Origin of the sequence: Candidatus Cryosericum hinesii (assembly GCF_003570985.1) — a bacterium.
Classification (GTDB): Bacteria; Caldisericota; Caldisericia; order Cryosericales; family Cryosericaceae; genus Cryosericum; species Cryosericum hinesii.
The window spans coordinates 59,108-82,571 of the sequence record NZ_QXIW01000033.1; the positions used below are offsets into that span (position 1 = coordinate 59,108).

The 23,464-nt window shown below is 54.6% G+C and carries 19 protein-coding genes; 16 read left to right on the top strand and 3 right to left on the bottom strand.

Going from position 1 to position 23,464, the window contains the following annotated elements:
• The first annotated feature begins 304 nt into the window (after window positions 1-304).
• Window positions 305-2,206: an ABC transporter ATP-binding protein gene (locus tag SMC3_RS08420; RefSeq protein ID WP_119088129.1), complete on the top strand. Its 1,902-nt coding sequence runs from the start codon at window positions 305-307 to the stop codon at window positions 2,204-2,206.
• A gap of 19 nt (window positions 2,207-2,225) precedes the next feature.
• Here SMC3_RS08420 and SMC3_RS08425 read toward each other — a convergent pair whose 3' ends face one another.
• Window positions 2,226-3,131, bottom strand: a complete 906-nt coding sequence (locus tag SMC3_RS08425) for a diacylglycerol/lipid kinase family protein (RefSeq protein WP_119088078.1) — start codon at window positions 3,129-3,131, stop codon at window positions 2,226-2,228.
• Window positions 3,132-3,492: 361 nt separating this feature from the next.
• Here SMC3_RS08425 and SMC3_RS09810 point away from each other — a divergent pair, with 361 nt between their 5' ends.
• The 14 genes from SMC3_RS09810 (at window position 3,493) to SMC3_RS08495 (ending at window position 19,501) form a co-directional block, all read left to right on the top strand.
• A complete protein-coding gene (locus SMC3_RS09810) occupies window positions 3,493-4,548 on the top strand; it encodes a bifunctional transcriptional activator/DNA repair enzyme AdaA (RefSeq protein ID WP_119090068.1) in 1,056 nt (351 codons plus the stop codon).
• A gap of 189 nt (window positions 4,549-4,737) precedes the next feature.
• A complete protein-coding gene (locus SMC3_RS08435; protein WP_119088079.1) occupies window positions 4,738-6,546 on the top strand; it encodes an ABC transporter ATP-binding protein in 1,809 nt (602 codons plus the stop codon).
• A gap of 150 nt (window positions 6,547-6,696) precedes the next feature.
• Window positions 6,697-8,184, top strand: coding sequence for an MFS transporter (locus SMC3_RS08440; protein WP_119088080.1), 1,488 nt, complete (start codon window positions 6,697-6,699; stop codon window positions 8,182-8,184).
• A gap of 160 nt (window positions 8,185-8,344) precedes the next feature.
• Window positions 8,345-8,902: a hypothetical protein gene (locus SMC3_RS08445; protein WP_207799731.1), complete on the top strand. Its 558-nt coding sequence runs from the start codon at window positions 8,345-8,347 to the stop codon at window positions 8,900-8,902.
• Between the two features lie 227 nt (window positions 8,903-9,129).
• Window positions 9,130-10,338 carry a MalY/PatB family protein gene (locus tag SMC3_RS08450; RefSeq protein WP_119090059.1) on the top strand — a complete coding sequence of 403 codons (1,209 nt, stop codon included), beginning with the start codon at window positions 9,130-9,132 and terminating at the stop codon, window positions 10,336-10,338.
• Window positions 10,335-11,792: a C69 family dipeptidase gene (locus SMC3_RS08455; protein ID WP_119088083.1), complete on the top strand. Its 1,458-nt coding sequence runs from the start codon at window positions 10,335-10,337 to the stop codon at window positions 11,790-11,792. The genes SMC3_RS08450 and SMC3_RS08455 overlap by 4 nt, the downstream gene beginning before the upstream one ends.
• 42 nt (window positions 11,793-11,834) lie before the next feature.
• Window positions 11,835-12,875 carry a S66 peptidase family protein gene (locus tag SMC3_RS08460; RefSeq protein ID WP_119088084.1) on the top strand — a complete coding sequence of 347 codons (1,041 nt, stop codon included), beginning with the start codon at window positions 11,835-11,837 and terminating at the stop codon, window positions 12,873-12,875.
• Between the two features lie 271 nt (window positions 12,876-13,146).
• Window positions 13,147-13,737: a transcriptional repressor LexA gene (gene lexA / locus SMC3_RS08465; protein WP_119088085.1), complete on the top strand. Its 591-nt coding sequence runs from the start codon at window positions 13,147-13,149 to the stop codon at window positions 13,735-13,737.
• Window positions 13,738-13,746: 9 nt separating this feature from the next.
• Complete coding sequence (locus SMC3_RS08470; RefSeq protein WP_119088086.1) at window positions 13,747-14,025, top strand: hypothetical protein; 279 nt, start codon at window positions 13,747-13,749, stop codon at window positions 14,023-14,025.
• A gap of 24 nt (window positions 14,026-14,049) precedes the next feature.
• On the top strand, window positions 14,050-17,148 hold the full coding sequence (locus SMC3_RS09635) for a DNA polymerase III subunit alpha (RefSeq protein ID WP_119088087.1): 3,099 nt from the start codon (window positions 14,050-14,052) through the stop codon (window positions 17,146-17,148).
• Window positions 17,129-17,914 carry a hypothetical protein gene (locus tag SMC3_RS08480; protein ID WP_165846694.1) on the top strand — a complete coding sequence of 262 codons (786 nt, stop codon included), beginning with the start codon at window positions 17,129-17,131 and terminating at the stop codon, window positions 17,912-17,914. Before SMC3_RS09635 ends, SMC3_RS08480 begins: the two co-directional genes overlap by 20 nt.
• On the top strand, window positions 17,911-18,318 hold the full coding sequence (locus SMC3_RS09815) for a DUF72 domain-containing protein (RefSeq protein ID WP_126850817.1): 408 nt from the start codon (window positions 17,911-17,913) through the stop codon (window positions 18,316-18,318). The genes SMC3_RS08480 and SMC3_RS09815 overlap by 4 nt, the downstream gene beginning before the upstream one ends.
• A 25-nt stretch (window positions 18,319-18,343) precedes the next feature.
• Window positions 18,344-18,685, top strand: coding sequence for a DUF72 domain-containing protein (locus SMC3_RS09970; RefSeq protein ID WP_413814578.1), 342 nt, complete (start codon window positions 18,344-18,346; stop codon window positions 18,683-18,685).
• 75 nt (window positions 18,686-18,760) lie between these two features.
• Window positions 18,761-19,501: an SIR2 family NAD-dependent protein deacylase gene (locus SMC3_RS08495; protein WP_119088090.1), complete on the top strand. Its 741-nt coding sequence runs from the start codon at window positions 18,761-18,763 to the stop codon at window positions 19,499-19,501.
• 82 nt (window positions 19,502-19,583) lie between these two features.
• Here the strand turns inward: SMC3_RS08495 and SMC3_RS08500 are convergent, their stop codons facing one another.
• Both SMC3_RS08500 and galE read right to left on the bottom strand, forming a co-directional pair.
• Window positions 19,584-21,200 (bottom strand): Na/Pi cotransporter family protein, encoded by a 1,617-nt coding sequence (locus tag SMC3_RS08500; protein WP_119088091.1) that lies wholly within the window; start codon window positions 21,198-21,200, stop codon window positions 19,584-19,586.
• Window positions 21,201-21,322: 122 nt separating this feature from the next.
• Window positions 21,323-22,306 carry a UDP-glucose 4-epimerase GalE gene (gene galE, locus SMC3_RS08505; protein ID WP_119088092.1) on the bottom strand — a complete coding sequence of 328 codons (984 nt, stop codon included), beginning with the start codon at window positions 22,304-22,306 and terminating at the stop codon, window positions 21,323-21,325.
• A gap of 168 nt (window positions 22,307-22,474) precedes the next feature.
• Here galE and galT point away from each other — a divergent pair, with 168 nt between their 5' ends.
• Window positions 22,475-23,464, top strand: coding sequence for a galactose-1-phosphate uridylyltransferase (galT, locus tag SMC3_RS08510; protein WP_119088093.1), 990 nt, complete (start codon window positions 22,475-22,477; stop codon window positions 23,462-23,464).

Genomic DNA, 23,464 nt, shown 5'->3' on the forward strand with positions numbered 1-23,464 from the left:
ATTGATCTTGTGTAGCCAAGACTCAGCCAAGTGGCCATGGAGCAACTTCGAGGCTGGCATGGGGACACCTCTAGATTAGCTACGACATTAACTATGTCCCCGTTACCACTATAAACATAAATCACGAAATTCCCCTCATAATCCCCAAGTGTTGTTGCCCATGTTAACATCCATTCATCTGAATCCGGACTAGACACCCCACCAAACCGTGGGATAATTATTAAAATAGAAAGTTCAAATTGAGGAGATTATTGGGATGCCAATTCAGGGGGGACCAGTTCGCGGGGGGTCATTTTACGGGGGCATGCGGAGCATTATCAATTCCCCCGATGAAAAACCAAGAATCACACGGCAACTGCTTAAACGGGTGCTCTACTACGCCAAACCCTACCGCTGGCTCATCGGCGGTATGCTGCTGCTGGTCTTGGTCAACACGGGTTTGATGCTGCTGACACCGCTCATCTTGCGTGACTTGATTGACAACACCATCCCGGCCCGGAACATTCATAGGTTGATACTACTGGCCATGGCACTGCTTCTGATCCCAGCCTTGACTGGTGCAATCAACGTGGCCCAGCGGCGCATAAATGCGCGCGTTGGTGAGGGCGTAACGTATGATTTGCGCCTGGCACTCTATGCTCGTTTGCAACGTATGTCGCTGCGCTTCTTTACCAACACCAAAGTCGGCGAGCTCATGAGCCGTCTCAACAACGATGTTGTGGGAGCACAAGATGCCATCAGCAGCACTATTGTCAGTATGGTCACCCAGACCATCCAGGCAGCGGCGGTATTGACGATCATGCTGACACTCGAATGGCGGTTGACGTTGATCAGTGTGGCTATTCTGCCTTTGTTCATTTTAGCGGTGCGCCTGTTGGGCACCCGCCTGCGCGACATTGCCCGCAGACAGATGGAAGCCAACGCACAGATGAACGCCATGATGAACGAGACACTCAATATTGGCGGTGCACTGCTTGTAAAGCTGTTTGGTCGGCAGCAGTTGGAGGTTACCCGTTTTGGCCAACGGGCAACGCAGGTGCGTGACCTGGACGTGCAGCGGACATTTACCGGATCGATCTTTATAGGAATTATCGCTCTGATCAGTGCGGTGGGCACCGCCCTGGTTTATGGGCTGGGTGGCTATTTTGTCATCCAGGGTGCTTTCACGATCGGAACAATTGTGGCCTTTGGAGCCTATCTGAGCTACCTGTATAGTGCGCTGCAAGGGCTTTCAAATGCGCCTGTGGACTTTGCCACCTCGATGGTCAGCTTTGAGCGTGTGTTTGAAGTGATCGACCTGCCTGTCGATATAGCCGAGAAATCAGGTGCAGTAGCACTCCAAAACATCCAAGGTGAGATTGTTTTTGACAATGTCTCTTTCAAGTACGAAGCCGGCGATGAAAAGTTGCTCGCTGATGTCCACCGCTATGGCAGTATGGACAACGTCACAGCGGTCCTCTCGAGAGCACGGACAAGCGCAGAGGATGAGGAGATTGCCTCGCGCAGTCAGGCGCGCAGTATTGCGTTAGAAAACGTCAGTTTCAGGGCTGCACCGGGGCAGCTTGTTGCACTTGTGGGGCCGAGTGGCGCAGGTAAAACGACCCTCACGTATCTCATCCCCCGCCTCTATGATCCAATTGCCGGGGTCATTCGCATTGATGGTCACGATCTACGTGACTTGACACTCGAATCACTCTCGGCACAAATCGGCATGGTCACCCAGGAAACATATTTGTTCCACGATACCATCCGCACCAACCTGCAATACGCCCGGCTAAATGCAAGTCAGCAAGAACTCGAGACCGCCTGTCGGGTCGCGAATATCTACGAATTTATCCATGCGTTGCCAGAAGGGTACGATACGATCGTAGGCGAGCGCGGTTATCGCCTGAGCGGTGGCGAGAAGCAACGGATTGCATTGGCGCGTGTGATACTCAAGAATCCGCGCATTCTGGTATTGGATGAAGCCACCAGCAGCTTGGACAGCGAATCTGAAGCTCTGATTCAGGATGCACTTGGTTCTGTGATGGCACAACGCACCAGCATAGTCATCGCCCACCGGCTGAGCACCATCCTGGCTGCAGACCTGATTCTGGTCATGGATCGGGGGAGAATTGTGGAGAGTGGCAATCACGCCACGTTACTGGCGCAGGGTGGGCTGTATGCGGGCCTGTACGAGACGCAGTTCCGAAAAAGCTCTCAGTAAAGACGTTTATTCGATGACGTTATGCCTTTTCTTTAGGAACCAAAACCCTGATCGCCTCTGGAATGATCTTGATATGAAGAGGCATTTCTTTTAATACTTCGCCATCATATTGAATCGTTTGTTTGGGGCTTGAGGAAACGCTGATGTCTTTGCCTTGCCAGTGCTCCACTAATTCAAAATTGTCCGGACGTTCCCGTTTAAGCAAGGTGACAGCCATAAGTTTAAGCAGACTGAGATTCGCTTCTCGTACGACAACAACATCCAAGAGCCCATCGCTGACGTCTATGTGCTTATCGTAAGAAATGTTGCTGAACCCGAGATTCCCCGTATTGGTAACAATACATGTCAGACCTTGAACTTCGTGCTTTTGTCCATCGATTTCCAGATGGTAGACGGCCTTCTTGGCTTTCTTTAGTGCCGCGGCCGCTGAAAGAAAATAGGCGAAGAAACCAATTCTATTTTTGGTCTCACGATCCGCACCCTCAATCAAATCCGCACCAAAACCAAGACTTACTCCTAGAATGAAATAGTGGCCACTAAACTGCCCCACATCAATGGTTTTCATTGTCAACGGAACTTGACTCATGAGTGCACAGGCTTCTTTAAGATCCTGGGGTATGCCAAGTTCCTTGGCCATGATATTCGCCGATCCTCCCGGTAAAATAACCAAGGGGACCCCTGATCCCATCAGGCCACTGATTGCTTCCATGAGTGTGCCGTCGCCGCCGAAAACAGCAAGGGCATCTACTCCTTCTTTGACAGCAGCCTTGGCAAACTTGATCGCCTCGCCCGCTTCGTGGGTAATTGATGCATGCCACTTAATGCCAGCTTCTTTCATGGACAGATTGAGAACAGGCAAAACAGATTCTCCCCTTCCAGCGGCTGGATTAATAATAACGCGGATATTGCCTATTTTCTTCTCCATAGCAACTTTTATTCTGACCCTATTCTACTACTGTGTCAATTTTACTCTTTCGACACTTATAGCAATGTTCTTACAAGGAGAGGGAGGAATCCATGGGGAAGGTATATTCAGTTTTGAGTGCCAACTACATGGCGGAATAGTCAGGGTTTACTATGGGTGGAAGAAACTCAGAATTGGCAAGTGTTTGAACCAGATGCTCCTGCAATGCCACATAGGACAGAGGAATAGCAGAAAATGCAAACTGCCCGTACCGAGATGGTTGTTCGATTTTCGGTTGTCGGTGCTTTCAAATAGTCGCATAATGGCAATGCGTCAAGATGATCCAAAACACAAAATACTGAAGAACAGGGAAGGTGAATCTATGAATCACTCATTACCCGACAGCGAAATATTGTATTCGGCGTTGGTCAACAGAGACAGCAATTTCGAGGGGATATTCGTGGTTGGAGTCAAAACCACGGGAATATTTTGCCGTCCCACTTGCACTGCGCGAAAACCAAAGCGTGCAAACGTCGAGTTCTTTGCTTCGGCGCATGACGCGCTCCTGGCTGGGTATAGACCATGCAAGGTTTGTACTCCCCTGGAATATAAAGGGGCTGCCCCTGACTGGCTTAAACCACTGTTGACCGAAATTAATGACAATCCATTGATCAGACTAAGGGATAGTGACTTGCGGGCAAGGGGTTTAGATCCCAGCCGCGTCAGTTACTGGTTCAAGAGACATCATGAAATGACTTTCCAGGCATATTTGCGCGCCTTGAGGATCGGGCAAGCGTTTGGACGAATCAAGCATGGAGAAAGCGTTACCAGAACGGCTCTTGAGTCTGGTTATGAATCGTTGAGTGGTTTTGCAGATTCGTTCAAGAGAACGGCCGGCTTTTCTCCGAACAAGAGCCAGGAGAGTCAGCTCATTGTGACAACAAGGATCTTGACACCTTTAGGGCCAATGCTGGCAGGGGCTACCGATGATGGAATCTGCCTATTGGAATTTGTCGACAGAAGAATGCTGGAGACCCAATTGAAGAGATTGAGCAAGTTGCTGAACGCCGAATGTGCTCCTGGTTTCTGCAAACACTTTGACAAGTTGAGCAGTGAATTGGAAGAGTATTTTTCTGGAAAGAGAAGAGAATTTGATGTTCCCCTGGTGCTGCCAGGAACACCATTTCAGCAAAGAGTATGGACCGCATTGCAGACGATACCGTACGGTTCAACGCGTTCTTACAAAGAACAGGCCGAAACCATAGGTCTTCCCAATGCGGTCCGGGCAGTTGCAAGGGCGAATGGCGATAATCGAATAGCCATCATCATTCCGTGTCACAGAGTCATTGGGGCAGACGGTAACCTCACCGGCTATGGTGGTGGGTTGTGGCGCAAGCGATACCTGTTGAATCTCGAATCCAGTCATGGCCCAAGATAGGACCTCTGGGCGGCTAACACCGCATGCACCAAACTTTCTCTGTCGCACTTCACAGGTGGCAGACTGCGAGTAGTCCACTTTCTTGGAAAAATGCTAGACTCATCTTGACATGCAGCTGCGATACATGCAATCTGGGTAAACCAACTGTAAGCTAACAGCGTCCTGGCTACTCGAACCGGAGGTGAGGGTGTGAGTATCGTGTTTAATGAAATTCTCTTAGGTATCAAGAGATCAATTGGCTTACTGAGCCGAAGAGAAAAGAGAAGCCTCTGTATTGCAACCTTCCTAATGCTCATAACGGGTATCCTGACCAATGGCCCTGCAGTTATTTTAGGAAAACTCGTGGATCAACTGGTGAGTGGCAGCACTATTCTATTCAGTGTTGTGGTTCCTTTCATCCTGCTGCTCTGTATTGTCATTCTGGTGCGTGAAGGATTGACCGTAATTCTAAAATATCTCATTCAAAATATCGCCACCCAAACTGACAAGGACCAAACGGTCAAGGTGATTGAGCGATTACTAAAAGTTGATATTGGCGGATATCTCTACCAACAACAAATTGGCTCTTTGTATGGACGTATCTTCCGATCCATCGAAGGACTCATCAGTCTTCTCAAACTCACTTTTTTGGATTTTATGCCCGTCTTCTTTGCCGCACTGGCAGCCATTGGCATTGCCTTCTTACAGAAACCGCTGATGGCCTCCGTCATGATTCTCGTGATTCCCACCGGGTTGTATCTGGTTGTCAAACAAGTCTCTTCACAGAAAGGGATCCGAGTTGCCCTACTGAGAAAGAAGGAAGAGGTCGACGGCAAAGTGGTTGAAATGCTGGGGGGCATTGAGACTATTCGAGTCCTGAATACCGTCCAGTTTGAAGTCGCCAAAGTCGAGAAAAGTACCGAAGAGCGCCGCAGAATCGAAATCAAGCATCATATTGCCATGGCCTTTTATGATGCGGCCAAGTCGCTTAACGAAGGGATTTTCACGATCATGGTGATCGTCCTATCGATTTATCTGGCCTCCCGGGGCCTTATCTCAAAAGGCGATATTCTAGTTTATGCCATTCTGTTCACCAATATTACGGGTCCACTTCTCGAGATTCACCGCATACTAGATCAAGCATCCGAGAACTCTATTCAAGTAAATGATCTCTTTAATATTCTGCATCAGCCACTGGACATTTCTTTCACTGAGCAAGATGCCAATTCAAAGATAGAAGAGAACAAGAGTGAACCGGCTGTTTCAGTCCATAACCTGTCTTTTGCTTATCATGGTAGTGAGGATGTCACAATCTTAGATGGGATCAATCTAACGATCAAAAAAGGCGAAAGTATTGGCATTGCGGGCGCCTCCGGTTGTGGGAAGACGACGTTTATTCATATTCTCCTGAAATTGATCCATGACTATACTGGCGAAGTGTCCCTATTTGATAAAGGACTACAAGCCATTTCCAGAGAAGAGCTAGCAGACAAGATTGCTTATGTTCCTCAAAAACCCTTCGTTTTTTCGGGCACAATCAAGGACAATATTCTGTATGGGTGCCGGCAAACGGTACCCGACGAGGACCTGCTTGAGGCGGCCAGGAATGCCTGCATATTGGACGAGATCCAGGAAAGTCTCGGCGGCTTCAACGGCCTTGTCTCTGAAAATGGCAATAACTTGAGCGGCGGCCAGCGGCAAAGGTTGGCTCTGGCCCGCGTCATGCTGCAAACACCGCAACTGATTATTTTTGATGAGGCTACCTCCGCACTGGATAATACGAACGAAGCAATCATCCAACAAAACATCGAAAGGATATTCAACCAGAAAACGATCATCACGATTGCTCACCGGCTGACAACTCTCAAAAATGCGGACAGAATACTGGTCTTTGATGCCGGAAGAATCGTACAAGAGGGTAGCTTCAAGTCATTGTCAGAAACAAAAGGTCTGTTTCAAGACTTCCTGCAACAGAGAAGCAAGCCCCTTGACTTGAAAGAATCCCGGAACAACCAATAACTGACTGACGCCGACGGCGAGGTCCTGGGATGACGTTTAAGCGTGCAGTAGACGTCGTCATACCAGACCTTGGTGGATTTGTCGCAGGATTGGATTTGCTGTGCACTTGTAAGTAACGCGCCCAACACGGCATGCGGCGGAGGGGTCGAGATGGACGACGAAACGAATAACCAACTGGGGCTCGAGGGCACAGGCACGCGAATCACCCAGGAGATTCCTGGACCAGCATCAGGGGAAATACCGCACGAAGAGTCTGTCCCAGTCCACAGCCGCATCTGGGTGTCAGCGGCTGACGGCGCCACCGCTATCCTCTGTTCGATCGCCGAAGGCGCAGCACTGACCTACTACTTCACGCGCATCATGGGACTGGCCCCACGCCTTGCCTCCATCGTGTGGCTGCTCTTCGGAATCTGGAACGCCTGCAACGACCCACTGTTCGGGTACATCAGCGACCGGACCAGGAGCAGACTTGGGCGCCGTATTCCCTACATCCGGTATGGGGCACCCCTGTACGCAGTCGCCTTTGCAGTCTTCTGGATAGTCCTGCCTGGGTTCAAGGGCAATCAGACGGCATTGTTCATCCAGATGCTCATCGGCATGTTCCTGTTTGATGCCTTCTATACGGCTATTGCAACTGCTGTCTACATCATGCCGTATGAAATGGCAGTCTCCAACAAGGCACGAAGCAGCATTTTCATCTGGAAGATCGGCTTCAGCCTCATTTCCACTGCCTTTCCCATCGTCATTGGACTCATCCAGCCGGGACCCGGCCAAGATGCCACACCGTACCGACTCATCATGATCGGTCTCGGCATCGTCATGGCGGCAGTCATTTATGTCAGTACCTTCTTCTATAAGGAGAACCACTTCCAGCAGGAAGAGGAACAGTTCAACTTCTGGAAGTCTCTGGGCGCGTGCTTCCACAACAGGTCCTTTGTCGTGTTCGAATCTATCAGCTTCACCGTCATCTACGTCCAGAACCAGCTCATGCAAGGCATCTACTACTACTATGACGAAGTGAGCATGGGCGTCGCAAAGGGCGTAGGTACCGCCCTCACGCTTGGCTCGCTCTTCGTTGGAGCAGTCCTGGGCCTGCTGCTGTTCCTCAACCGTCGCGATGTCTGGGGCGTGAAATGCTGTGTGCGCGTGTTCGCCTTCTTGTTCGGCATCGGATGCATTATTGGGCTCCTGTTCCCTCACCAGCTCATTCCGATGATGGCCGCCTTTCTGTTGATCGGCGTTGGCTTTGCCGGTGGCATGTACCTCATTCCGCTCATGAATGGTGATGTCATCGATGTGGACGAATATACAACAGGACTGCGGCGCGAAGGCATGTATGCAGGAGTCAACAGCTTCGTCACCAAGCCTGCCATGAGTCTGGCACAAGCTGTCTTCCTGGGGTTCCTGTCACGAGCAGGCTACGACCAGTCATCGGCAAAGGGCATGCAGAGCGCCTCAGCTGAAGCCGGCATCGTGCGAGCATGGTTCCTCGTGCCTGCCCTGCTTCTGCTCGCCTGCGCAGTCATCCTCCGCTGGTATCCCCTGGATGGTCTCAGCTGGGAACAGATCAAGGCCCATCTCACCGTCGTACATCGAGAGAAGGAGAGAAGATACCTGGCCGAACACGGTCTGAAGTAAAGAAAGGGAAGCTCTCCACGCGTGCCTTCTTGATTGTCTGGCAATGGCACACCTTGTGGAGGCCCCGCACCCGATTCTGCACTATACTCTTCTCTTGAGTCTCTGACTCGCAAGAACTGAGAATCAAAGGAGTACGATTATGCTCAGCCGAGAGAAACGAATGCGTCTGTGGACGTACCTTCTTGACCCGCCAGTGCTTGCCATGCTGACATTCCTTTTCTTCTATGTCATGAAGCCGACCGACCGAAACCTCGGCGCATGCCTGACAGGAGTCATCTGCCTTGGCTTCGTCCCACTCAGCGCCTGGTTTCACATGGTGCATCACCCAGCTGACTTCGCCGGCGAACGCAAGGTCGGTTTCATACTCAGTATTGCCGGCTATGTTGTGGGGACGCTGACTATGCTCATCTTTTTCCGCGAGTCACGTCTGAACATGGCACTTATGCTTTCGTACTTGTTCACGGTAATCGGACTTACAATCGTGAACCTCATGCACTACAAGGCATCAGGGCATGGGTCCGGAGCCGCTGGTCCAGCTACAGCGCTCACCATCGTGTACGGCTGGCCGGGCGCAATCTCCTTTCTCCTGCTCGTCCTCGTCGCTGTAGCCAAGATCGACATCAAGGAGCACACGCTGGGTCAACTTTGCACGGGAGCCGCCCTCTCGATAGCTTCCACTCTGGCTGCTTTCGCGGTCATGGGCCTGCTGCGCTTCTAGCTCCGCACTCTTGCGGGATCGAGATCCTTCAGCGTCAACGCGCGCGCCGTTTCACTTCACCCAACATACCGGCGTCGTTGCACAACCCGGCGCCGAGTCTGAACCTCTCCACGGTGACACCCGGCCAGGAAAATGCTGGTATACTTGCATGGATTGCCTGCAGGCGCGGTCGCCCCTGCCAGACGCGTCGACGTGATGGCGGCATATCGAAGACAAAGGAGAGGAAAATGAACTACGACTTCGAACACGGGCTTGAACGACACAACACGGGCTGCGTCAAGTGGGATCAAAGCTGTACGGTCTTTGGCAGTGATGACGTCTTGCCGATGTGGGTGGCCGACATGGACTTCCCGATACCAAAACCGGTCACTGAAGCACTGATACGGCGTGCCCAGCACGAGTGCTACGGCTACTCATGTGCAAGTCCGTCCGTCCTGGAGGCCATTACACAGCGCCTGTGGCGCAACTACCAGTGGAAAGTCGATCCTGAGTGGCTGCTGTTCACCCCTGGTGTCGTGCCCGCTCTGCATGCTGCGATGCGTGCATTCACGACCCTGGGGGACGAAGTCGTCCTTCAGAGCCCGGTCTATTACCCTTTCTGGTCTGCCGTCCGTGAGAATGGCTGTCAAGTTGCCAACAACCAGCTGCAGTGGGACGGCCACCGGTACGTGATGGATCTCGACGGGATGAAGGACATCTTTCAGCCGCACATGTCCGGCATGTCGACGTGCCCCTCACACACGAAGATGATCATCCTGTGCAGCCCGCACAATCCCGTTGGTCGTGTCTGGTCACGGGACGAGCTGATGGCTGTCGGTGAGATCGCCCTGGCCAACGATGCGGTCATCGTCTCCGACGAAATACACTGCGAACTTGTGTTGAATGGTTCGCGCCATGTCCCATTTGCCTCTCTGAGCCCCGAGCTGGAGCAGAACAGCATCGTGTGCATGGCACCATCGAAGACGTTCAATCTTGCCGGCCTCGCCACCAGTTTCATCGTCGTTCCCAACCCCAGGATGCGCGCAGCGATGCAACGGCGCATCAACGGAGCCGTGGGCAGCGTCACGCCATTTGGGTACACTGCGCTCGAAGCCTCGTTCCGGGAAGGCGACGACTGGCTCACCCAGATGCTGCACTACATAGAAGGCAACGTGACGTATGTCCGTCTGTTTGTGCAGGACCACATGCCACAGGTCAAGGTCATGCCCATTGAGGGGACGTATCTGATGTGGCTCGACTTCCGTGCTCTCGGCATGGACGTCCATCAGCTCTCTGACTTCCTGCGCAAGAAAGCAAAAGTAGGTCTGGACGAGGGTTACGTCTTTGGTCCCGGCGGCGAAGGCTTTGCACGCATGAACATCGCGTGTCCACGCTCGACGGTGCAAGAGGGACTAACCCGTATCGCTGGTGCCATACAGGCACTGGAGCAGCGATGATGGGCCTGTCCAGACGTGAAGGCGATGAACTGGACTGCACGACGATTGTCGTCGGCCGGTCTGCATCGCAGTCGGGTTGCCTCGTCGTCGGTCACAATGAAGATGATGCGCACCGGCTGGTCGTACGTCATCATATCGTCAAGGTCGGTGAACATCCCGGCGCTATGCGGCTGAGTGATGGGACACTGCTCTACCGCGAACTACACTCCTCTCTGGAACTCCCTGTACCCAAGGACACTCTGGCCTACGACTGGACAGAATTGGTCGGACAGGACTTCGCAGACAGTTTTCTCAACAGCGAGGGCGTCAATATTTGCTGCGACAGCGCCGCAGGCACACGTGAACAACAGCCTGAACTGGAGCGAGGTGGCATTGGTCACTTCCTGCCACAACTGGTCACCCAACAGGCCCACTCCGCCCGTGAGGGTGTCCTGCTGGCGGGTCGGCTTATCGAAGAATACGGCTACTGCGATGCTCGTATCATCACGATCGCGGACCAGCACGAGGCGTGGATCCTTCAAATACCCGGGGGTCACGAGTGGCTGGCGGAACGCGTTTCCGACGATGCGATTGTCCTCCTGCCAAACTATCTTATCTCTCGTCAGGTCGACCTGGCGAATACAGACCAGTTCCTGGCATCGGTGGACCTGGAGACCCACGCCATACAGTGCGGGTGGTACGATCCCTCCGGAACAGAACCTTTTGATTTCAAGAAGGCTTACGGACCGCCCGAGATCAATACTTCTTCATTGAGCACCAGCCGGCAGCAGACAGGGCTCTTCATGCTTACGGGGCAAGAGTTCCCGCTGGACAACATGCCGTTTTCATACGTGCCACAGCACCTTGTGTCCCTTGGTGATGTCATGGCGTGCCTGCGCTGTGTCACCCCCCATGGACAGTCTATCCAGCAGGCTCTGGAAATGAGCGGCAGCTTCCATAAAAACGTCACTCAGACTACCATGCGTCCAATTTCGGTCTGGACCACACAGGAATCCTCTGTAACCGAACTGAGGAGCCAAGCCCCCGAGCCACAATCCGTGACTGTCTGGCGAGCCTCCGGAATTCCCGACGAGCTTCCCTACACGCCATGGTATCCACTGGCTATGATGGAGACAGTTCCTGGATACCCGGACCCCTACGCCGCGGGAGACCCTGACCATCTCGACATGAGTTCCGCATTCTGGACGTTCCGACTCTTTGTGACCGCGGTCGACAGCAACTATGCCAAGCGCATCGCCGAAGTCCAGGCAGTCGTCCTGCCATTGGAAGAACAAGCCATGGCAGTGGACAAGTTCCTTCAGAACATGTGTGTGGACACAGACACCTCTCGCGAAACCATCGCCAGACTGCTCACGGCATACGGCGAAGGGCTGGGCATGGAAGCGCTGAGTATCTGCCGAGAGCTGCTTCGGCAGTGGCAAACGAACTCCGAGCGGACCCCGTTCAAGAAGTGACACCTCTCGCAGGAAGGAAGTCAAATCAGTGAGAGCGAGATTATGCTGGAATTGATAAAACCTCTAAAACTGAAATCTGGGGATTTGGTAGCTACCGTCAGCTTGTCATGGGGCGGAGCGGGAGATGCTGAAACACGTTGGCGTTATGATCTCGGGAAGAAACGGCTTGAAGAACTTTTCGATCTTCAAGTGATCGAAATGCCCAATACGTTGATAGGCAGAGAGTTTTTATATCACCATCCGGAAAAAAGAGCTCAAGATTTGATGGATGCTTTCCGTAACCCTGATATCAAAGCAATATTCAGCTGTATCGGCGGCGAAGAGAGCGTACGTATGCTTCCTTATATCGATTTTGATGTTATCCGAAAAAACCCCAAGATATTTATCGGCTATTCCGATACAACTGTCAGTCACTATATTTGTTTAAAATCCGGACTTTCCAGTTTTTACGGACCTTCAGTATTGGCAGAACTGGCGGAAAACGTTCAAATTTTCCCTTATACCGTAAAATGGCTGAGAAAAGTATTGTTCAGCGATACACCGGCAGGGTTGATCGAACCGAGCACAACCTGGACCAGTGAACGTATTCCCTGGCTGATTGAAAATAGGGATAAAGAAAAAACAATGTTTCCCAATACCGGTCCGATTGTACTGCAGGGAAAGGGTAAAGTGAAGGGAAGACTGATCGGCGGTTGCATGGAAGTGTTGGAGATGCTGAAGGATACAAAATTATGGCCGGATAAGAGCACTTTTGATTCGGTGATACTGTTTCTGGAGACATCCGAAAACATGCCTTCACCAGCCTATGTTGAATATTGGCTGCGTAATTACGGATCATCCGGGATTCTACAACGAATCAACGGGTTAATCTGGAGTAAACCTTATAATGAGAAATACTTTGAAGAGTACCAGAAACTGATAAAGAAAATTGTCACAGATGAACTTGGACTGACGAATCTTCCTATCATCTATAACATGAACTTCGGCCATACCGAGCCGATGATGATATTACCGTTTGGATGTATGGCAGAAATGAATTGTGATGACGCAAGCTTCAGTTTATTGGAAGGAGCTGTTGTTTGAGAAACAACACGCCGTCTTTATCATCACCAAGTGGCCCACCGGCCGGTATCCCCGGCAAACACTGATGCCCGAGGCATCGAAGGCACCGATCCGCAACCTTTAGCCCACTGCACACATCCCGTTGGCCGACGACAACACCGGACACATGATGTGTCCGGTGTTGCTATATACATTTCGCATCCTGATCATTTACTTTCGCCTGCCTCCTATTGCATTTTTCTTGGATAGTGTATACACTACACATGTAGTACCTACAGTACAGTGGAGGTGAATGATGGAAGAACTGACCAGCAAACAGCAAGCTGTTCTGGAATTCATCGAGGCACGCGCACGCCAGACAGGGTTCCGTCCCAGCTTGGAGGATGTACGGCGCCATTTTGGATTTAATTCTCTCAACTCGGTCGTCGTTTACGTCAGGACGCTCGAACGCAAAGGGTACCTTCCTCAGCCGGACCTCATCAAAGGCACGCCGGCTACCCCATCGCTGATGATACCGGTGCTGGGTACTGTCGCGGCCGGGACCCCCATTCTGGCCGAAGAGAACATCGAGAAGTGGATCTTTGTCACCCCGCCGACACCCTCAACTGCCGACTACTTTGGCCTCAAGGTCAAAGGGGATTCCATGATCGACGAGCACATCGTACCGGGGGATATCGTCGTCGTCCACAAACAGCAGACCGCAGACAATGGCGACATCGTTGTGGCACTGTTTGGAGACGAGGCGACCGTTAAGAAGCTGCATGAGGGAGATGACGGTATTTTTCTCATGCCGGCCAACCCTGCGTACCACCCTATTCCTGTCACCAGCGACGTAAGCATTATCGGCAAGGTTGTCGGCCTTGTCCGCGAGCACCTGTCCTGAGGAGGGCACATGAATCCCACATCTGGTTTCCCGGTTTCACCGACCCCGTCTGACAAGCTGCCGTTGCTCTACGTCGAGGAGCGAAACGGCCGTCTTGCCGCCTTTGTCTTCCGTGGCGAGGTCAAACATGTAGACCGTATCCTCAAGATGTGGGCCAGTGGACGGTTTACCTCCGACCATACGGAGGATGCAACCTACTATACGATCATGAGCGACGACAAAATGATAGTGACGGTCGCAAGAGACAACGTCCATCGACACTGGTACATGGTCCGGCTAATGGATTGACAAAGACACCATGAGCGGCCCGGCATGTCCTTTGTCCATCTGCACCTTCACACGGGCTTCAGCTTCCATGAGAGTCCCATCCGTATCGAAGACCTGGCACAGCGCAGCCGCGAACTGGGCTACTCCTCCTGTGCCATCACCGACAGCAATACCCTGGCCGGCGCCATCCGCTTCGACCGTGCGGCGCGTTCGGCTGGAATCACCCCTGTTTTTGGCACTGAGCTGACACTCTTCAGCGACAAGCCAGACGATCACGTCGTCGTCCTGGCCCGTGATCTGGAGGGATATCGCAACCTTTGTCGCCTGGTGACCTGTGCCCAGGCACACGGTCGCGTTCACCCGGGACTGACGCTTGAGCAGCTGGCTCCATACGCCGGCCACCTGGTCGCTTTGTATGGCAGTCCCGAGAGCCTGCTCTACCAGTCTCTGTCGGCACGCCGGCCACACAAGGCGCGCCGCTTGCTGGAGGAGATGCGCGAACTCTTCGAGAACAGTCTGTACCTGGACGTCCAGAACCCTATGTTCGCCGACTCCACACGCCTGCTGTACCGCATGCGCCGTTTGTCAGATGAAACCGGCGTGCCCGCCTGCGCCACCGGCGGCGTCACTCATCTGCACCGCATCGACGCAGAGGTGCGCGAGATGCTGTTGGCTATTGGTTCACTGGAAGACGTCGACGCCCGCAGCAGACAGTCCCATGTCAACGCCGAGAACTGGTTCAGGGGAGCAGACGAGATGCAGGAACTATTTGCTGACTGGCCTGAGGCACTGTCCGCCAGTGGACGCATCGCGGCGGAATGCCAGGTGGAACTGCCTCTGGATGGCTTTAAGACTCCCAGCTCGGTCCTGACGGCAACACGCAGTCTCCGCGATATCGTCTATGCCGGCGCCCGGGAAAAATATGGCATCGTCACCACTGCCGTGGAGGAACGTATCGAGCACGAACTGGAGATCATCCGGCACATGCGCATGGATGAGTACTTTCTCATCGTACGCGACATCATCGAGATAGCGCGGCGCAAAGACGTCGCCTACTCGGGGCGTGGATCGGGAGCCAATTCCATCGTCTGTTACTGCATCGACGCCACACAGGTCGATCCCATCCAGTGCAACCTGCTGTTTGAACGGTTCCTCAACGAAGGGCGCAAGAGCCTGCCTGACGTGGATATCGATTTCGACGCATTGCGTCGGGACGAGGTTGTGTCTGAACTGTTTGCCGTCTATGGCGAAGACAGGGTCTGCCGCGTAGCCAACGTGAACACGTACAACATCCGTGGAGCTTTTCGCGACGTCGGCAAGGCATTAGGGTACAGCAAAGAAGAAGTCGACGATGCTACCCGGCTCCTGCCCTGGTACAGTCACCGCCGCATCAGCGAGGTCATCGCCAGGCTGCCCGAGCTGGCCACATTCCCCTATGGGAGCATCGAACGCTGGATATCGCTGGCCGAGCGTATCATGGGACTGCCTCGCACGCTTTCTACACACCTGGCGGGGTTGATCATCGCACCCTTTCCTCTCACCGACCTGGTTCCCCTCGAACCATCAGGTACCGGTTGTCTCATCACACAGTACGACAAGGATGATGTCGAGCGTCTGGGCCTGGTCAAGATGGACCTGCTGGGATTGCGCACCCTGTCCGCTGCAGTGGAGGCAACTGCGATGGTTCGTACCGAGACGGGCACAGACCTCAGCCTGTCGACCATCCCCATGGACGACCAGCCGACCTATCGCCTGTTGCGTGAAGCTCGCACACTGGGTGTTTTCCAGCTCGAGTCGCCAGGCATGCGCAACCTTCTGCTCAAGCTGCAGCCCGTCTGTTACACCGATATCATGGCCAATGTTTCGCTGTTCCGTCCCGGCCCCATGGCAATGAACATGGACAAGTTGTACCTGGCCAGGAGAAATGGCAAAGTCCCGGTGACGTTCGAAGACCCACGCCTGGAGCCGGTCCTGAAAGAGACATATGGCGTCATCGTCTTCCAGGAACAGGTCCTGCAGGTCGCGAATACTGTCGCGGACCTGTCTCTCTCCGAAGCAGACGTTTTGCGGCGCACGATGACGGAACACACGCCCAAGGCAGAACTGGCTCGATTCGAGCAACTCTTTCTGGAACGCGCCGCAGCCAAAGGTACCGACCCGGAAACAGCTCAGCACGTCTATAACCAGCTCAAGGGCTTTGCCAGCTATGGATTCAACAAGGGCCACGCCGCTTCGTTTGGACTGCTGGCATATCGCACCGCTTACCTCAAGACGCACTGGCCCGCCCAGTATACCGCGGGGCTGCTCAATGCGATGCCTGTAGGGTTCTACCCGCCATTTATCCTGCTGGACGAAGCACGCCGCTGTCATGTTCTGATCGAGAAGCCCCTGGTGACGCGCAGCATGGTCCGGACAACTGCACAGGACATGACGGTGCGGCTCGGGCTGAGCCTGTTCAGCACGCTGCCCGCAAAGGACGCGATCTCCATCATGACCGCGCGGGAAATACGGCCCTTCGATTCAGTGATCGACTTCATGGACCGGACACGGGTCAATCGGCGAGCGCTGCAGCGCCTAGTGCTGGCCGGGGCTTTCGATGACCTCGGCACACCCGCGGCGGTCGCGGCCGACCTTGGGCTGGACCCCGATGAGGTCGAACACATCCTCAGTGTCAGTTCCAATCTTCAGTTGCGTGTCGTCCTGGGAGAGATAGCAGGTATCGGCTATCCGGTGTCGGCAAGCCTCGCCGTCCTGCTCGACCTGGCCACGGCAGACATCATGGACGCGCCTACGCCCGTGCAGGCGCGGGCGCCCCTTCTGCACAGTGCGCAGCTGCGCACATGGCCCCATGGGTCCAACGTATGGGTGCGCGGAGTTGTTGTTCGCATCCAGACTCCACCTACCAAGTCCGGCAAACGCGTTTTCTTCATCACGCTGGAGGACGAAGACGGCATGGTGGAGGCCGTCATGTTCGAGGACGCGCAGCGCAGGTATGCGGCGGCGCTCAAGCAGAACCACATGATGCGCCTGTACGGTGAACTTCAGAATACCGAGGGCAGCCCCACGGTACTCGTCAAGCGGTTGGAAGGGCTGCGGTTCATCCCCGGCGTCGAGGAGGCTCCTGTTGGCTGCGAATGTGCTTGAAATCGTTCATCGACAGTTCACAGCGCCCGTGGCGGTTCTTGGGAGCGGCATCCCCGCGATAGACCGCATAACCGGCATTGGCGGCTACCCACGCGGGCGTATTACGGAACTGTTCGGAACAGCCAGTTCCGGCAAGTCGGCCCTCGCAGTAGCCTGTTGTCTGAATGCAGCCGCCCTGGGTTTGACCGTCGTCTGGATAGACCTGGAACACAGCTTGACGGCCAAGCTGCCGCTGGACCCCGGTCCATCCGCACGGGATATTCTGCTGCTTGAGCCACAGACTGCAGAAGACGCTGTCGACATGGCTGTCATACTTCTGGAACGTGCCGACATCGACCTGCTGGTCATGGACTCGGCGATCGCCATGAACCCGTCACGCCGGCCTGAAGGCATGCCATCCAACATGGCGCGCGCCGAGATGGTCGGACGTGCGTTGCGCAAGCTCACCACGCTGGTCGCTCGTCGACAGTGTGTCATGCTCTTCCTCAGTCGCAGCTACCTGATGGCCGTTCCTGCATCGGTTGCCTCCATCGGCGGAGGCGCCCTGCGCAGTTTTGCCTCATTGCGCCTGAAGACGACACAGGAACAGTTGTCCATGGATGAGGGAGATCTGTCTTCTTTTGCAGTGCGGGTACGCATAGTCAAAAACAAACTTGCACCACCAGAGCACGAGGCGCTCCTATACTATTCGCTGGCGGACGGTACACTGGCAGAGGAACCGCCGGCAATGGTGGCAGAGGAACCCGGGGAGGAACCGTGGCCATGAATGCAGACATACGTATCGGCACGTGCGGATACTCGTTCCCAGACTGGAAGGGCGTCGTCTATCCGCCCAACGTGCGCCCCTCGCTGTACCTCGTCTATTACGCCCGCACGCTTGGCTTCAACGCGGTGGAGCTGGACAGCAGCTTCTATTACATGCCCACTATTCCACTGATCGAGGCTCTCCTTCAGAAGACGCCACCCGGTTTTCTGTTCACCGTGAAGGCCCATCGCAGCATGACGCACGACGTATGGAATGCCATGAAGCCTGCTAATCCAGGACGCCCGGCATTCCCTGAACTGGCCTCGGGACTCAAGAACGCCGCTTTCCTGGCGCCTGCATTCACGGAGTTCTGGGAGGCAGTGATACCCATGGCTGACGCAGGCCGNNTCCATCGAGTTCCGTGACCAAAGCTGGCACAAGGAGGACACCCTGGCGTTCCTCAGGCAGGAACACCTCGGCTACATCGCCGTCGACGAGCCGCAGCTTCGCAACCTCCTGCCCCTGGTCCCGGCTGTCACCAGCGATGTTGCTTATCTCCGGTTGCACGGACGCAATCCCAACTGGTTCGGCGCGAGCAAGGAAACACGGTATGACTACCTCTACTCGAAGGAAGAGCTGGAACAGATGCTCCCGTCCATCCGCACCATGGCTGCAAGCGCGCCATTGATGTTCATCATGACCAACAACTGCCATCGGGGCCAGGCAGTGCAGAACGCACGGGATCTGCAGGCAATGACGTTATTTCCGGAACAAAACCGGCCGCAGCAATAGCGCTATACTGTACACGCATTGGAAACCGGAGCCTCAGGCCCCGTTTTGCACATTGCAGAAGTGAGGAAGCAACACATGATGAATACACAGAAATTGGCAGAACTCATCCGGAAGTCGCATCACATCGTCGCGCTGACTGGCGCAGGAATATCGACGGCTGCGGGCATCCCAGACTTTCGAGGTCCAAACGGGCTCTACGTGACCCGCCGGTATGACCCCGAGAAGACTTTCGACATCGACTGGTTCGACACAGATCCCCGCACCTTCTTCGCATTCGCCCGTGACTTCCTGACGATGGTCGACCGTGTTGAGCCGACTCAGGCTCATGCTTTCCTGGCCGAACTCGAGCAGCAAGGTCTGCTCCAGTCTGTGATCACCCAGAACATCGACGGCTTGCACCAGAAAGCGGGTAGCAGGAACGTCATCGAGGTACACGGCAGCTTTCAACAGGGGCATTGCAGAGGGTGTGGACACGACTACTCGTATGACGAACTCAAACATAAGATTCTCGCCGAGGAGGTTCCCCATTGCGACCACTGTAAGGGCGTGATCAAGCCGGACATCGTCTTCTACGGCGAGGCAGTTCGAGGCATGGATGAAGCAGAATCGGAAGCTCGCCATGCAGACTTGTTTCTGGCCATCGGAACGTCGCTGACTGTCTATCCTGCAGCAATGCTGCCACAGTTCAGCGGCGGCCCGGTCGTATCCATTAACCGCGGGGCCTTGGGCGAGGTCGTTCGAGGTATGGAATCCATTGAGCGCGACATCGACGAAGTGTTCGCTGAGGTCAGGAGTATACTCTCTCCGAGTTTGTGACACAGTCGACGCGAATCTTCTCGAAATGTGAGCCCCTCGCCTGCAAGGCGAGGGGCTCACCATATCCCTGGACGAAAGACGGCTAGTACACGCCCAGGACGACGTCCGCTATGTTGTCGGAATGGTCCGAGATGCGCTCGAGGTTCGTGAACAGATCGACGACGACGACACCGACCTGCGGGTCCAACTCATGCGCGTTCAGCCTCAAGATGTTCCGGGACATGCATTCCTTCGTCATCAGGTCGCAGCGGTCTTCCATGTCCTTCACGTGCTTGGCCCGTTCGGCGTCATAGTCGCGCAACGCCGTCATGGCCTCGTCCAGTGTCGCAAGGACATGGGCAAACTCAGCCTTCAGATCGTCCTGCGTATCATTGTTGAGCTTCAGCCTCTTGTCGTCCTTGATCTGGATGAGTTCGACGAGGTTGGTGGCGTGGTCGCCCACGCGTTCGATGTCATTGACTGCATGCATCAGAGCCATGACACGCGTGCCCTGCGCCTCGGAGAGATCGTGCTCGGTGATCTTGGTGAGGTACCCGGTGATCTCCTTCTGCATGGAGTTCACCAGTTCCTCGTTGCCGAGCACAATCTCCAGGAGGTTCATACGGTTCTCGAAGAGGGCGATCCTGCAGTCATCCACCATCTCGTAGGTAATGTGTCCCATGCGGTAGAGTTCCTGCGTTGCCTGGGAAAGAGCTACGGACGGCGTCGCAAGTACTCGATCGTCAATGAACTGGACGATCCGGGTTTCGACCTCCTTCTCCTTGGACGGCAGGAGCCGCACGACCAGCTTCTCGAACGGGTTGATGAAAATCAGGGCAATGATGGTCATGAGGACGTTGAACATCGTGTGCGCGTTGGCCACCTGATGAGGTAGACTCGCCGCAGTGAGTTGAACGAGCTTGGCGAACGGCTTCAGGAATGGGAACATGATAATCGTGCCCAAGAAGTTGAACAGGAAGTGCGTGAGCGCCGCTCGCCTGCTGGTAATGTTGGCACCGAGACTGGCAAGCCCCGCGGTCACGGTCGTCCCGATGTTGGCTCCCAGGATCAGGGCGATCGACGACGGCAGCGTAATCATCCCTTTCATCGCAAGGGCAACGATCAAGCTGGTACTCACCGACGAGCTCTGGATGAGCGCAGTGAACACGGCTCCGGCGCCAACACCCAGGATAGGGACCTGGCCAAACCGTACCAGGAAGTTGATGAAGCCTGGATTGTCCTTCAGCGGCGCGAGGGTGTCCGCCATGAAGTAGAGGCCGAAGAACAAGATACCGAAGCCAAGAATAGCCTCGCCGATAGCTTTGCTGGTCTTGCGCTTGACGAAGAATTCCATCATGACGCCTACCAGCATGAAGAGCCAGACCAGCTTATCCAGCTTAAGCACAATGATCTGGGCCGTGATGGTCGTGCCGATGTTGGCACCGAAGATGACGCCCATGGCCTGTCTCAGCGTCATCAGTCCAGCGTTGGCAAACCCAACGACCATGACCGTCGTGGCTCCGCTGCTCTGGATGATGCCAGTGACCACCATACCGACCAGCACCCCGCGGATTGGTTTGTTCGTGAGAGCCTGCAGGATGCGTCTGAGAGAATCTCCGGCCGCCTTCTGAAGTCCATCCCCAAGGAGTTTCATGCCGTACAGGAAGAAGGACAACCCAATAACGAGATTCATGGCTAGCGAAAGGTATTGACCACGCATTCGTGCCTCCGAGAGTCAGTTTTCGGGCCAGTCTAGTAGTGTGCAAACAATTTATTTTATGACATTACACCAACTGGTCAAACAGCGAGTCGGAAGGAACGGAACATCATCGTCATGCATGACTAGCGGATCGGTCGATGCTGCTCCCAGTTCCACGCTGTCCGGACAATAGCCTCGAGGTCCGCCAGCTGAGGCGTCCACCCCAGTTCTCGGCATGCCCGCAGATTGCTTGCCACAAGCACCGCAGGGTCCCCCTCGCGTCGGCCCGCCTCAAGGATCGGGATGTCATGCCCCACGACCCGCTGGGCAGTCTGGATGATCTGCCTCACCGAGAATCCCTCGCCGTTTCCCAGGTTATATGTAGCCTCCGCCTGTCGCTCGAGTGACTCCAGGGCAAGAACATGGGCATCTGCAAGATCATTCACATGGACGTAGTCCCGAATGCAGGTACCATCAGCTGTCGCATAGTCACGCCCGAACACGTTCACCGACGATATCCGGCCCGCTGCAGCTTGCAGCACCAGAGGTATCAGATGTGTTTCCGGATCATGGTCCTCGCCAATTCCACCATTGGGATCGGCTCCGGCGGCGTTGAAGTATCGCAGGGAGACTGAACGCAGCCCATATGCCACAACGTAGTCATGCAGTATTCCCTCGATGACCACCTTGGTGCGCCCGTAGACGTTAGTCGGCGCCAAAGCGCTGTCCTCGCCTATTGGAACGGTGGTCGGCTCTCCATAAACAGCAGCTGAGCTGGAAAAGACGATGCGGTCGACACCCGTTGTACGCATAGCATCGAGAAGATGCAGCGTACCGATCACATTGTTCGTGTAGTAGGTGCGAGGCTCAATCATCGATTCGCCGACAAGACTGCAGGCTGCAAAGTGGATGATGCTCGTCACGTGGAACTGTCGGATGGTCATCGCGACATGGGCCGTGTCGGCGATGTCGCCGACAATAAGCGGAACATCCTGTGAAACAGCCCAGCGATGCCCTTTAGAAAGATTGTCGAACACGGCGACCTGATAGCCGTTCCGTACGAGCCTCCGTACAGTGTGCGATCCAATGTAGCCAGCGCCACCAGTCACGAGAATCGTTCCAGTCATTACCCCTCCACCTCTTCAGCACATACTTGGTTACACAAGTAGTATAGTCTGCATGGCCTGCATGAACAAGCAAACAGCATCGCCCGACCTGTACCAATGCAGGTATTAGGCTATAATACATTATGAAAAGCCAGTGCTACGGCACTGTTGAGAAACAGGAGGACCACGATGGCAGAACTACGATGGAACCCACTTCTGCGCACATGGACGATGGTGGCAGGCAACAGGCAGGCACGACCCAACCTGCGCACCGATGGCTGCCCCTTCTGCCCTGGATCGGGCAACGTCCCGTCCACTTACGACGTTCTCGAATACGACAACGACTTCCCAGCACTGACGACGGATCCCGACGAACCCGACGCCGTCGGATCAGAGCTATCGCCGGTTGCTCCCAACTATGGCAAGTGCGAGGTCATCCTGTACTCTCCACAGCACGATGCCAGCCTCCACGACCTGAGTATCGCGCATCTGACACGCCTGGTGGAACTCTGGACCGAGAGGCAACGGATTCTCTCGAGCGATCCTCGCATCAAATACATCTTTCCCTTCGAGAATCGTGGTGAGGAAGTCGGCGTCACCATGCGGCACCCCCATGGACAGCTCTACGCCTACCCATTTGTCCCGCTGAAGATCAGGACGGAACTGGACAGTGCACGCGCCTGGCACAACGAACATGGAAGCTGTATGTTCTGCGACCTTACCCGCGACGAAATGTCGGACGGCCGGCGCATCATCTTAGCAAACGAGAGTTTCGTGGCATATATCCCGTCGTTCACCGACTACCCATATGGTGTCTTTGTCACGAGCCGTGTGCACAGGGGATCCTTCCTGGATTTTACACCCTCGGAACGGACGGACCTTGCCCGCATACTCAAGACCCTCACCGGAGGGTTCGACCTGTTGTTTGCCCGGCGCTTCCCTTACATGATGTGCTTCCATCAGACACCGGTGAACAGCCCGGAAGACGCTGGCTGTGAGGACTCATACCACTTTCACATCGAGTTCTACCCTCCACTCCGGGGCGAAACAACCGTAAAGTACTACGCCTCGTCAGAGATGGGCGCGTGGGCAGCATGCAATCCTCTGCGCGTAGAGGATACTGCACCGGCTCTTGCGGCAGCATGCAGGAAGTTCGAGCAGACCATAGTGAAACCGTGA

Excerpts from the sequence above, each read along its gene's own strand:
- SMC3_RS08420 (WP_119088129.1), top strand. The coding sequence starts at position 305 with ATGCGGAGCATTATCAATTCCCCCGATGAAAAACCAAGAATCACACGG.
- SMC3_RS08425 (WP_119088078.1), bottom strand. The coding sequence starts at position 3,131 with ATGGAGAAGAAAATAGGCAATATCCGCGTTATTATTAATCCAGCCGCT.
- SMC3_RS09810 (WP_119090068.1), top strand. The coding sequence starts at position 3,493 with ATGAATCACTCATTACCCGACAGCGAAATATTGTATTCGGCGTTGGTC.
- SMC3_RS08440 (WP_119088080.1), top strand. The coding sequence starts at position 6,697 with ATGGACGACGAAACGAATAACCAACTGGGGCTCGAGGGCACAGGCACG.
- SMC3_RS08445 (WP_207799731.1), top strand. The coding sequence starts at position 8,345 with ATGCGTCTGTGGACGTACCTTCTTGACCCGCCAGTGCTTGCCATGCTG.
- SMC3_RS08450 (WP_119090059.1), top strand. The coding sequence starts at position 9,130 with ATGAACTACGACTTCGAACACGGGCTTGAACGACACAACACGGGCTGC.
- SMC3_RS08455 (WP_119088083.1), top strand. The coding sequence starts at position 10,335 with ATGATGGGCCTGTCCAGACGTGAAGGCGATGAACTGGACTGCACGACG.
- SMC3_RS08460 (WP_119088084.1), top strand. The coding sequence starts at position 11,835 with ATGCTGGAATTGATAAAACCTCTAAAACTGAAATCTGGGGATTTGGTA.
- lexA (WP_119088085.1), top strand. The coding sequence starts at position 13,147 with ATGATGGAAGAACTGACCAGCAAACAGCAAGCTGTTCTGGAATTCATC.
- SMC3_RS08470 (WP_119088086.1), top strand. The coding sequence starts at position 13,747 with ATGAATCCCACATCTGGTTTCCCGGTTTCACCGACCCCGTCTGACAAG.
- SMC3_RS09635 (WP_119088087.1), top strand. The coding sequence starts at position 14,050 with ATGTCCTTTGTCCATCTGCACCTTCACACGGGCTTCAGCTTCCATGAG.
- SMC3_RS08495 (WP_119088090.1), top strand. The coding sequence starts at position 18,761 with ATGATGAATACACAGAAATTGGCAGAACTCATCCGGAAGTCGCATCAC.
- SMC3_RS08500 (WP_119088091.1), bottom strand. The coding sequence starts at position 21,200 with ATGCGTGGTCAATACCTTTCGCTAGCCATGAATCTCGTTATTGGGTTG.
- galE (WP_119088092.1), bottom strand. The coding sequence starts at position 22,306 with ATGACTGGAACGATTCTCGTGACTGGTGGCGCTGGCTACATTGGATCG.
- galT (WP_119088093.1), top strand. The coding sequence starts at position 22,475 with ATGGCAGAACTACGATGGAACCCACTTCTGCGCACATGGACGATGGTG.